General features: G+C 33.1%; 10 protein-coding genes, 1 tRNA gene and 1 pseudogene. 7 read left to right on the top strand and 5 right to left on the bottom strand.

The window, feature by feature from the left end:
- On the top strand, positions 1-482 hold a 482-nt coding region (locus tag WBN21_RS05890), incomplete at its 5' end, for a LysE family translocator (RefSeq protein ID WP_424198384.1).
- A 75-nt stretch (positions 483-557) separates the two neighbouring features.
- Positions 558-1,079, top strand: coding sequence for a hypothetical protein (locus tag WBN21_RS05885; protein WP_424198382.1), 522 nt, complete (start codon positions 558-560; stop codon positions 1,077-1,079).
- 345 nt (positions 1,080-1,424) lie between these two features.
- Here WBN21_RS05885 and WBN21_RS05880 read toward each other — a convergent pair.
- Positions 1,425-1,495 (bottom strand) — tRNA-Cys (locus tag WBN21_RS05880).
- 83 nt (positions 1,496-1,578) lie between these two features.
- Positions 1,579-1,941, bottom strand: coding sequence for a dihydroneopterin aldolase (folB, locus tag WBN21_RS05875; RefSeq protein ID WP_424198380.1), 363 nt, complete (start codon positions 1,939-1,941; stop codon positions 1,579-1,581).
- A gap of 264 nt (positions 1,942-2,205) precedes the next feature.
- Between folB and WBN21_RS05870 the strand changes: the two genes are divergently transcribed.
- From WBN21_RS05870 to WBN21_RS05860, 3 genes are all read left to right on the top strand, one after another.
- Complete coding sequence (locus WBN21_RS05870; protein WP_424198378.1) at positions 2,206-4,203, top strand: glutamine--tRNA ligase/YqeY domain fusion protein; 1,998 nt, start codon at positions 2,206-2,208, stop codon at positions 4,201-4,203.
- A 100-nt stretch (positions 4,204-4,303) separates the two neighbouring features.
- On the top strand, positions 4,304-4,789 hold the full coding sequence (locus tag WBN21_RS05865; RefSeq protein WP_424198376.1) for a DUF1761 domain-containing protein: 486 nt from the start codon (positions 4,304-4,306) through the stop codon (positions 4,787-4,789).
- A gap of 66 nt (positions 4,790-4,855) precedes the next feature.
- A complete protein-coding gene (locus tag WBN21_RS05860; protein ID WP_424198374.1) occupies positions 4,856-6,013 on the top strand; it encodes a GNAT family N-acetyltransferase in 1,158 nt (385 codons plus the stop codon).
- A gap of 56 nt (positions 6,014-6,069) precedes the next feature.
- On the opposite strand, the gene WBN21_RS05855 is transcribed toward WBN21_RS05860, so the two are convergent.
- The gene (locus WBN21_RS05855; protein ID WP_424198372.1) at positions 6,070-6,996 is read right to left on the bottom strand and encodes an SPFH domain-containing protein; all 927 of its coding nucleotides are present in this window, start codon (positions 6,994-6,996) and stop codon (positions 6,070-6,072) included.
- Positions 6,997-7,072: 76 nt separating this feature from the next.
- Between WBN21_RS05855 and WBN21_RS05850 the strand changes: the two genes are divergently transcribed.
- Positions 7,073-7,756: a hypothetical protein gene (locus WBN21_RS05850; protein WP_424198370.1), complete on the top strand. Its 684-nt coding sequence runs from the start codon at positions 7,073-7,075 to the stop codon at positions 7,754-7,756.
- A gap of 88 nt (positions 7,757-7,844) precedes the next feature.
- On the opposite strand, the gene gltX is transcribed toward WBN21_RS05850, so the two are convergent.
- Both gltX and WBN21_RS05840 read right to left on the bottom strand, forming a co-directional pair.
- Positions 7,845-9,356 carry a glutamate--tRNA ligase gene (gene gltX / locus WBN21_RS05845; RefSeq protein WP_424198368.1) on the bottom strand — a complete coding sequence of 504 codons (1,512 nt, stop codon included), beginning with the start codon at positions 9,354-9,356 and terminating at the stop codon, positions 7,845-7,847.
- Between the two features lie 101 nt (positions 9,357-9,457).
- The gene (locus WBN21_RS05840; protein WP_424198367.1) at positions 9,458-10,501 is read right to left on the bottom strand and encodes an alkane 1-monooxygenase; all 1,044 of its coding nucleotides are present in this window, start codon (positions 10,499-10,501) and stop codon (positions 9,458-9,460) included.
- Positions 10,502-10,656: 155 nt separating this feature from the next.
- Between WBN21_RS05840 and WBN21_RS05835 the strand changes: the two are divergent.
- A pseudogene (locus WBN21_RS05835) lies at positions 10,657-11,844 on the top strand (hypothetical protein); the annotation flags it as partial.

Here is an 11,844-nt window from a genome sequence, read left to right as displayed (position 1 = left end):
GTTTTTTAATATTTGGAGGGGCTTTGTTAATTGTTTACGGGGTCATTTCATTCATAAAAACATCAAAATCATTCAGAGCCATAGTAAAAGAATACCATAAAGTAGAAATTCAAAAAGACTACGGAAAGCTGTTTATTAAAGGTTTTCTGCTCAATTTTATAAATATAGGCGTCTTATTAGGCTGGTTGGGTTTTATCGTATTAGGAGATTCCTTAACAACCTCAGAAAACGGCGATATTGTTTTCATTTCTTCAATGCTCGCGGCCTATTTTGTTTCAGATTTAGTCAAAATAGTTATCGCTAAAAGGCTCAAAGCAAAATTAACACCACGACTCATTTTTAAGACCAAAAAAGTCATCGCTATCGTAATACTAGGTTTTGGAATTCTATTATTTGTTCAAGGCTTGTTTCCCGAAGCTTACGAGAAAAACAAAGAAAAGCTTGAAAATATAAATCCTATAAAAGAAAAGCTTCCAGAATAAAAAGCATTATTTCAATTTGGTTTTAGGATATTAACTTGCTCTAGTTATTGCTAATTATATTTAAAATTTTAACCTATGAAAGTTACTAATTTCAGTATTATAGGATTATTAGTAGTTCTTTTAAATTTCACATCCTGTAAAGACTCAAAAACCGAACCTTATAAATTACCTTCAAATGCCATAGAATTGATTAGTGGAAATGATGAGAAGGTATGGAAATTAGCAAAACGGTTAAACAACAACATCAGAATGAATATGGGAGACTGTTTTTTATCTTACAGACAATCTTATAGAATGGATATGACTATGAATGATAATAATAGTGAGCATAGCGATTGTGGTGAAAGTTTAAATGCAAAATGGGAAGTAGTTCAAAATGAAACAGGTAATAGTTTTATAAAATTACAAAGTAATCAACTTCCTAAATTAATGAATATTGAAGAAAATTATAAATATTTTCAAATATTAGAACTGACAGAAGATAGGCTTACTTTAACGTTTCAGCATAAGCAGTTTTCTGATAAAATCATGTGGATAAAGGATTTTTATGTACCAGCAGATGCGAAAGTTGAAGGAAGAAATTTTCATAATAAATAATTAAGCTTTCATCATAAACTGAAAATTTTTTGTGATCTATAGCATTTAAGAACAACTTTCCAGATAATAGGTTTTGCTACATTGTATTAATTTTTTATCTAAAATACCTTCAAATGAAAATTGTAGCGTCTAAGTGGCAGCGATTTAATTTAAGACCGCTCCCCTATCTTTAATTAATTTTTCATAAAAATTTAAAATAAAAAACCTCCAAGTAAAAACTTGAAGGTTCTTTGAGGCGTCGAGCGGATTCGAACAAATATATTTAGATGGTTTTGCTTAGCTTTAATTAATTTTTTATAAAAATTTAAAATAAAAAACCTCCAAGTAAAACTTGAAGGTTCTTTGAGGCGTCGAGCGGATTCGAACCGCTGTAGAAGGTTTTGCAGACCTCTGCCTAGCCACTCGGCCACGACGCCATTAATTCCTCTAAAAAAGGAATCTCAAAATATTTATTGAGAGCACAAATGTAAAAAAAAATGCCATTATTCCACGCTTAAAATCACTTTTTACGTTTTTCGGTCATTTTTATGGTCACTCTTTCAACATCACCGCCAATTGGAGGGTTTAGTTTACTTACCATAACGGTCGCTTTTTTTACAAGTTTATCTTCATTAAAAATCCTGTTTAGTATACGTTTTGCGACTGTTTCAAGTAAATGAGAAGCTATTTCCATTTCTTCTTTTATAATTCTATTTAAAAACACATAATCAACAGTATCACCAAGTTTATCGGTAACTGCCGAGGTTTGTAAATCTGCTTTAACTTCTAAATCCACACGATAATCACTACCAATTTTGGTTTCTTCTTTCAAACACCCATGATAAGCGAATACGCGAATATTTTCAACTTTTATAATTCCCATTGCAAGACAATTTAAGTCGAACCCATTTAACGTTTTTAGATTGAAGCGAAAATTAGGTATTTTGTTGCCCATTTGAAGATTTTTTTAAGTTGCATAGCATCGCTACGGAACGAAAAAAAAGCAAGAATGGGTACAAAAGGACAATTTTTTTAGCCAATTAAAAAACTTTAAATGGGTTCGTGGTCAAAATTACCTAATTTTGCACAATATTTTTGTTTAATGGGTTGGTTTTTATCGAGCTAATCCCGCAGAGTATCATAATTTATGTCTGAAGAAAGAAAATCACTCAATTTTATTGAGCAAATTATAGAAGAAGATTTAGCAAACGGCATGCCTAAAAACCATCTTCGTTTTCGTTTTCCACCTGAACCAAATGGCTATTTACATATTGGACATACAAAAGCCATAGGTATTAGTTTTGGACTTGGAGAATATTACAATGCACCCGTAAACCTGCGTTTTGACGATACCAATCCTGCTAAAGAAGAGCAAGAGTATGTGGATGCCATTAAAAAAGATGTCGCTTGGTTAGGATATAAATGGGATAAGGAATTGTTTTCTTCTGATTATTTCCAGCAATTATATGATTGGGCTGTTTATTTGATAAAAGAAGGAAAAGCCTATGTTGATTCACAATCTAGTGAAGCTATGGCAGAACAAAAAGGAACACCAACACAACCAGGTGTTGATGGTCCTTTTAGAAATAGAAGTGTTGCCGAAAATCTTGATTTATTCGAACGCATGAAGGCTGGTGAGTTTGATGAAGGCGAACATATTTTACGCGCTAAAATAGACATGAAACATGTTAATATGCTCATGCGCGACCCCATTATGTATCGCGTTTTAAAGAAACACCATCACAGAACGGGAAACGATTGGTGTATTTACCCAATGTATGATTGGACGCATGGCGAGAGTGATTATATTGAGCAAGTATCACATTCACTTTGCTCGCTTGAATTTAAGCCTCATAGAGAGCTTTATGATTGGTTTCTAGACCAAGTTGTCGACACGAGTAAATTAAGGCCGAAACAACGCGAATTTGCACGTTTAAACCTAAGTTACACCATTATGAGCAAACGCAAGTTGCTTAAATTGGTAGAAGATGGTATCGTAAATGGTTGGGACGACCCAAGAATGCCAACAATTTCTGGCTTGCGCCGAAGAGGTTACACACCAAATGCTATTAGGAAATTTGTTGAAACCGTTGGTGTTGCAAAAAGAGAAAACATTATTGATGTATCACTTCTAGAATTTTGTATTCGTGAAGATTTAAATAAATCTGCCCCACGTGTTATGGCCGTTTTGGATCCTGTGAAATTGGTTATTACTAATTATCCAGAAGATAAAGTTGAATGGTTTGATGCTGAAAATAATCAAGAAGATGAAAGCGCTGGATTTAGAAAAGTGCCATTTTCTCGCGAGTTATATATTGAAAAAGAAGATTTTAAAGAAGAAGCTGGAAGCAAGTTTTTTAGATTGAAATTAGGTGGCGAAGTACGACTTAAAAACGCTTACATTATCAAAGCTGAAAGCGTTGTTAAAGATGCTAAAGGCGAGATTAAAGAAATTCATTGTACCTATTCTGAAGATACAGAACGTCGCATAAAAGGCACATTACATTGGGTATCTATCGCACATGCGATTAAGGCTGAAGTTAGAGAATACGATAGATTATTTGTTGATGAAGCACCAGATAGCTATCAAGACAAAGATTTTATGGAATTTATAAACCCAAATTCTTTAAAAACTATTGAAGCTTTTGTAGAGCCAAGTTTAAAGGAAGCCAAATTAGGAGACAGATTTCAGTTTCAGCGTTTAGGGTATTTTAATGTGGATGATGATTCCACTTCAGATAAATTTGTGTTTAATAAAACCGTTGGTTTACGTGATACTTGGGCAAAAGTAAAGCCAAAGGAAAACAAAAATCAAAACCAACAAAAACGGCCACAACAGAATAATCGTTCTGCTATCGAGCAAATAAAATCGTATGGTAAAAAGTATGATAGATTGCCAGATGACAAGCGTGCGACGGCTAAAACAGACATTCAAGAATTAGCCAAAAACGTTAGTTATGATGAGGTTGAGCCGTTGTTTAACACATCGGTAAAGAAATCAGGGACAAGAATTATTACGATGATTACCTTGGGTGTTTTACTTAAAAATGGTTTAGAAAAAAATGAAGCTATCAATGATTTTATAGCAAAAGCATTGGAAGATAAAAACACCTTGTTAGTTGAAGAAGCTAATGCTTTAATCTAATTTAAAAAGTCTTGCTAGACAAGCAAAATTAATTAACTCGAAGTGCATCTTCGGGTTTTTTTGTACATTTAAAGCTCACTAACTATAAAAACTTAAAAATATGGAAATGCCAATTAACCCAATTGCGATACCTATTGCTGCTGTTGCAGCTTTAGTAGTAGGCTTTATATGGTACAACCCGAAAGTATTCGGAAAAGCTTGGATGGAAGCTGCTGGAATGACTGAAGAAAAAATTAAAGGAGGAAACATGGCTAAAATTTTTGGCCTTGCTTTAGTTTTCGCATTATTATTAGCGGTACAACTTATGCAAATGACAAACCACCAATGGGGAGCCTTAGGAATGGTAGGCGGAGACCCAACTATTGCTTTACCATCATTCGAAACATTTATGGGTGATTATGGAACAGCGTACAGAACATTTAAGCATGGTGCATTTCATGGTACAATGGCTGGAATTTTTGTAGCACTTCCGATTATTGGAACAAATGCTTTATTTGAACGTAAAAGCGCCAAGTATATATTTATCAACGCAGGTTATTGGATTGTAACTCTTGCGGTTATGGGCGCCATACTTTGTGGCCTATAAAATTTTGTAAGCTTTTAACAAACTTAAAGACTGAAGATGTTTATTTTCAGTCTTTTTTCATTGATTTTGATACACCATAAAATTTATAGAAACGTAAATGAACTTCCCAAGGCTTGGGACGTTCTTTGTATTCATGATATTTTCTTAAAAACTACATTTTTAAAAGGGCTTGAAGCCTCAATACCATCTAATATTTCCAGCTATTATATTGGTGTTTTTAAAGATGAAAACTTGGTTGGCATCGCTATTGTACAACGCGTTCAAATGTATGCTGATGATATTTTTAGAAAAAGCAGCAATAACACTTTGAAACAGCTTGGAAAACAATTGGTTTCAAAAATTGTTAAAGGAAATGCTTTGGTTGTTGGTAACTTAATGCATACTGGTCAACATGGAATCCTTTTTAATGAAAATGAAATTTCACAAAACGATTATTTAAGTCATTTAGAAAAAGCACTTGATTATTTAATAGTCGAAATTAAATCGAAGTTCAATAAAAAGGTTCGCATTATAGTGTTAAAGGATTATTTTGAAAATGACAACATTCATGAAAGTATTGCCTTTTTCAAAACAAATAACCTGTATAAAGCACAAGTTCAGCCAAATATGATTTTTAATGTTGCTGAAAGTTGGAAAAATACGGACGATTATATTTCTGCTTTCAACAAAAAGTATCGTCGACGATATAATACAGCAAGAAAAAAAGGTTCTGATCTTAAATATAAGGAATTAGATGAGGATTATTTAAGTACGAATTCTAATGCTATATTTAGTTTATACGAAACCGTATCAGACAATGCTCGAGTTAATTCGTTTAAGCTTCAAAAGGACCATTTTTATGAATTAAAAGTTCACCTAAAAGATAACTTTAAAGTTTTTGGTGTTTTCCTTAAAGAAGAGCTAGTGGGTTTTTATACACTTATTTTGAACAATAAAATCGTAGAAACTTATTTTTTAGGTTATAATAAAGCCTTGCAATATCAACACCAAATGTATTTAAATATGCTTTTCAATATGGCGTCTTTTGGTATTGAAAATGGCTTTAAAACCATAGTGTATGCTAGAACAGCCATGGAAATTAAAAGCTCTATTGGTGCAAAGCCACACACCATGTATATTTATTTAAATCACACGAATAACTTTGTGGCTAATACGGTTTTAAAATGTATTGTGAAGTATATGAATCCGATGCGAAAATGGGAGGAACGCCATCCTTTTTCATAAAAAAAGACCTGTTAGTTTTTAAATGTCTAACAGGTCTAAGTATTATTATTTTAATATTATTTTTCTTTCTTCTTAATTCTAGCCTCTTTCATAGACTCACCAATTTGATTACTAGCTGTAAAACTTGCTAACATATCATTCAACATATTGCTTCCTGCTTGCGGCGAATTTGGTAATAAAATAAGGTTACTATTGGTATGTTGACCGATAGATTGGAGCGTATCGTAATGTTGTGTTACTACAATTAAAGCAGAGGCTTCTTGTGAATTGATGCCAACCTTATTTAGTACTTGAACAGATTCTTCCAAACCACGAGCAATTTCCCGACGTTGGTCCGCAATACCTTGCCCTTGTAAACGTTTGCTTTCAGCTTCAGCTTTAGCTTTTTCAACAATTAAAATACGTGCTGCATCACCTTCATATTGTGCCGCCGTTTTTTCTCTATCTGCGGCATTAATTCTATTCATAGCTTCTTTTACCTGTGCATCTGGGTCAATATCAGTTACTAAAGTTTTAATAATATCAAAACCATAATCAGACATCGCATCATTCAGTTCTGCTTTTACAGCTAAAGCGATATCATCTTTTTTAACAAAAACATCATCTAACTTCATTTTAGGCACTTCTGCACGTACTACATCAAACACATAACTTGTAATTTGATCGTGCGGATAATCCAGCTTATAAAAGGCATCATAAACTTTTTCACGGATCACTTTATATTGCACAGAAACTTTTAGGCGAACAAACACATCATCTAAAGTTTTAGTTTCAATGATCACATCTAATTGCTGGATTTTTAAACTTAGTCTACCTGCAACTTTATCTACTAAAGGAATTTTTAATTGTAAACCAGATTGGCGGATACTTTGAAACCTACCAAAGCGTTCTATTATAGCCGCGGTTTGTTGTTTAACAACAAAGAAAGACGAGATTAAAATAAATAATCCGATGACTACAAATGGGATGAAAACGAAACTCATAATTGTGTATTAAAATGGTTAAAAAAATAAGAATTACTAAATTAAGCTATATTTGTTCACCTAACCCTAAAATAGTATGAAAAAAATACAACTTTTCTTATTAGTAGCATTACCTATATGTTTTGTTACAAAAAGCTTCTCTCAACATGGAAGTTATGATATCGTTAATGGTATTGGAATCTTTGGTGGTATTACAAAAGTAGATTTAAAAACTGATAATTTTATAACCACCCAAGGCGAAGGTTTTATTGGCGGATTAAGTGCTACAGTAGATATTCCGAACAGGTGGTATAACATGAGCTATGGCATGCATTTATCTGAAAGCACAATAAGTATCTTAGGAAGACCTGAAGCGTCTAGTATGGCTTCGGAATTTGTAGACTACAAGCTTTTTGCTGCTCAACTAGCACTTATGTTGCATGCAAAATTAGCTGGAAGTTATGTGACTTTAGATGTAGGGCCGATGTTGCAATACAATAGCCGATTAGAATTTAAAAATGAAGCAAAGGAAAGTTATTTTATTAATAATTATGATGATTTATTAGCCACCGATATTAGCAACATTTCTCAATTTAATTTGAATGGTGCAGTAGGTATAACAGCAGGTTTTAAATTTTTGAAACTTAGAGCGCACTATATTTACGGGTTTACTAATACTTTAAAAAAGCTTGAAAGCGAAGATATAGATACTTCTGGAGGCGATTCTCGTTTTAAAGGGAACTTATCGATGCTTGTTTTTGGAGCTATGGTTTCGTTTTAGTGATGATTAATTTTTGAATAAAAACCGGTTTTAAAAAAAGCCTATCCATTTTTACTGGATAGGCTTTTTAATTTATTTGGTAATATTATTAAATCGTTTTTATTAAATTCTCAATCCGCTTTACCGTATCATCTTTTCCAATCATATACATGATATCGAACACATCGGGCCCTTGTAAGGCACCAACTAGTGCTAAACGTAGTGGCATCATCACTTTACCAAAACCAATTTCATTAGCAGTAATCCAGCCTTTAATATCAGTTTGAAGGTTATCTACTGAAAAATCTTCAACATTATTAACTATTTCTACGAGTTTTGACATTAATGACTTTGTATCATCTTTAAAGGCCTTTTTAGATGCTTTTTCATCATAGGAAGTAGGCGCTGTGAAAAAGAAATTACTCAAATCCCAAAAACCTGAAACAAACGTTGCGCGTTCTTTTATTAAACCTACAACCATGGAGATGTAGCTCAGGTCAATTTCGGCTAATTCAGAGTTTTGACTCTTAAAAGCTTCTGCCAACACATCATTATTTTGCTCTTGCATGTAATGATGATTAAACCACTTGATTTTATCAGGATCAAAACGTGCGCCAGATTTGTTTACTCTTTCTAATTCAAAAGCATTTATTAGTTCATCAAGAGTAAATATTTCTTGTTCTGTTCCTGGATTCCAACCTAAAAAGGCTAAGAAATTAACCATGGCTTCAGGGAAATAACCATCTTCTTTATAACCTCTTGAAATTTCGTTAGTTTTTGGGTCGGTCCATTGTAATGGAAATACTGGAAAGCCTAATTTATCGCCATCACGCTTGCTTAATTTTCCTTTTCCTGTTGGTTTTAAAATAAGCGGTAAATGTGCAAATTCTGGCGCATCCCATCCAAAAGCTTTATATAATTGGTAGTGAAGTGCCAAACTTGGTAACCATTCTTCACCACGAATAACATGCGAGATTTCCATTAAATGGTCATCCACAATATTTGCTAAATGGTAGGTTGGCATGCCGTCACTTTTAAACAAAACTTTGTCATCTAAAACATTCGTATCAATTTTAATATCCCCACGAATAATATCTGTTAAATGCAGGGTTTCATCTTGAGGCGATTTAAAACGAATCACATAATCCTCTCCCGCATCTAATTTAGCTTGAGTTTCTTCAGCGCTAAGCGATAAAGAATTACTTAATTTAAGTCTGTTATGCCAATTGTAAATAAAAGTTTTTCCTTTGGCTTCGTGGTCTGTTCTATGAAAATCAAGCGCTTCAGAAGTGTCAAAAGCATAATAGGCATTGCCAGAAGCAATCAACTCATCAGCATATTGTTTGTATAAATGTTTACGTTCGCTTTGTCTATATGGTCCAAATTTTTCGTTCGTATTTGGCCCTTCATCCAATGGCATGCCGCACCAATTTAAGGCGTCAATAATGTATTGTTCTGCACCTTCAACATACCTGTTTTGGTCGGTATCTTCAATGCGTAAAATAAAGGTTCCGTTATGCTTTTTAGCAAATAAATAGTTGAATAAAGCGGTCCGAACACCACCTATATGCAAAGGTCCGGTTGGACTTGGTGCAAAACGCACACGAACATTTTTGGTCATTGTTTTTGTTTAAGACTGCAAAGATAGATTTTTGAAGTGCAAAGTTCAAGTTTAAAGTTCAAAGTTGTTTAAAATGGCATACTAAAAACTGTGACTGTAAACTATTTTAAAATCATGTCCTGAGGAATGCGCTTATTCATAATTTTAAACCATAATGGCGGAATTAAAGACAACACCATAGAAGTTGGATAACCATAAGGCATTTGCGGGCTATCTTCATGACAATCTAAAATTTGATATTTTTTTGATGTTTTGTAATGATGATCGCTATGTCGCGTTAATTCATACAACACAATTCTTCCAATAACGTGATTTGAATTCCATGAATGAATTTCGCCAACACGCTCATAGCGTCCAGATTTTGTTTTTAAACGCAACAACCCGTAATGTTCTATATAATTAACGGTTTCTAAAAGCACAAACCCTACAATGGCTGAGGTTAAAACAAAAACGAAGCCTAAATAACCAAACATTAAAAACACAATTACTAAATATGCGATTTGAAAAACCACGTACCAAAGCATATCATTTTTAATAGAAAAGAAAGACAAATTATTACTTTTAAGTAGCTTGTTTTGAATGACCCACGACTTGAAATATTGCCTAAATATGGATGTAAACCAAAAGGAATACACGCTTTGGTTGTATCTGGCAGTTGCAGGATCTTCTGGTGTGGCAGCGTTTAAATGGTGGCCAAAATTATGTTCAATATAAAAGTGCATATATAGCGAAGGAAGCAATAAGGCCTTACCTAGGAATCGTTCGTTCGTGGTTTGTCTGTGACCAAGTTCATGCGCTACATTTATACCGTTAACAGCCAAAACAATACCTAAAGAAAAAATTAAACCTACAATTTCGTATGTAGTAGGTGTGTTGTGTGTTATTTCGATAAGAGCGTAAATAAGTAAACCATAAACAAGAGGAAGGTTTAAGTACAGCATCCAATCAAACAACGTGTTTTTAAGTTTACTATCGGTTTGTTCGTTGTTTAAATTTGAATTATCTGTTGATAAGATGAGCTCTAGAATGGGTAAAAAAACGAAAGCATATACTGGCGTTAAAAAACTAAAATAGCCTTTAAAGTAAATGCTTAAAAAAGCCATTAATGGAATTGAAAAGGCTGCAAAATATTTTAGATCTTTCATGTTGAAAAAGAAGTTTTTTCATTTCGACTAATGTGAAAATCGCATTTAACTGGTCATTTTAACTTAGTTTTACCAAAGCTAAGCATTTACTAATTAAAATAAAATTGTAGTTTAGTAAGTTAATTGTTAGTTGCGAGGGCATTTTTCCCCAAATCATGAATAATTTTAAAGACATACAAAACAAGTTAGAAGCATTCATTAGGCGATACTACACCAATGAATTGCTTAAAGGCGCTATTCTGTTCTTCGCTATAGGTTTATTGTATTTTTTGTTTATTGTTTTTGTTGAGCATGTTTTATGGTTAAACACTACTGCTAGAACGGTTTTGTTCTGGCTATTTATTGCTGTTGAATTTGGGTTGCTCATCAAGTTTATTTTTATTCCTTTAGCAAAGTTATTTAAGCTTCAAAAGGGAATAGACTACGAAGTGGCTTCAAAAATTATTGGAAAACATTTTCCAGAAGTGAATGATAAGTTGTTGAATGTTTTACAACTTAATGGCAATACTTCAAAATCTGAATTACTACTGGCAAGCATCGAACAAAAATCTTCAGAATTAAAACCCGTACCGTTTAAATTAGCGATTAATTTTAAAAAAAATATTGGCTATTTAAAATATGCAGCTATTCCTATTGCCATTTTTCTGTTAACTTTTTTTACAGGAAATTTTGATTGGTTTAGCGATAGCTATAAACGTGTTGTGCACTACAAAACGGCTTACGAACCACCTGCACCATTTCAATTTTTCGTAGTGAATGATAATTTGAATGCAATTGAAAACACAGATTTTAAGCTTATTGTAAAAACCGCGGGCGAAGTAACTCCTGAAAGTGCTCAGATTTCCTATAATGATGAAACTTACTTTCTGCAACAAAAAGCTGTTGGCGAGTTTGAATATGTGTTTACACAACCTAAGGAAGCGGTAACATTTCAACTATCTGGAAATGGTGTAACCTCAAAACCATACACTATTGAAGTGGTTGAAACACCTTCATTATTAAGCTTTGAAATGGTTTTAGATTATCCTAGTTATACTAAAAAGCAAGATGAAATTTTAAAAAGTACAGGAAATGCATTAGTGCCAGAAGGGACTCAGATAAAATGGCAACTGCATACAAAATCTACTGATAATGTGAACCTATTTACCAAAGACACTTTGCCTTTTATTTCAAAAGGGGCGGGTGTTTTCGAAGCTTCTAAGCAAGTTTTTTCAAATTTTGACTATACTCTTAGTACAAGTAATAAAAACTTAAAAAACTACGAGAATTTAGCGTTCAACATTGATGTAGTAAAAGATGAATTTCCAGAGATTAATATTAAAGTTGAAAAAGACAGTTTGGAT

The sequence above is a fragment of the Algibacter sp. genome, from assembly GCF_049667265.1.
GTDB lineage: Bacteria > Bacteroidota > Bacteroidia > Flavobacteriales > Flavobacteriaceae > Algibacter_B.
This window is presented reverse-complemented; position numbering and strand designations above follow the sequence as displayed.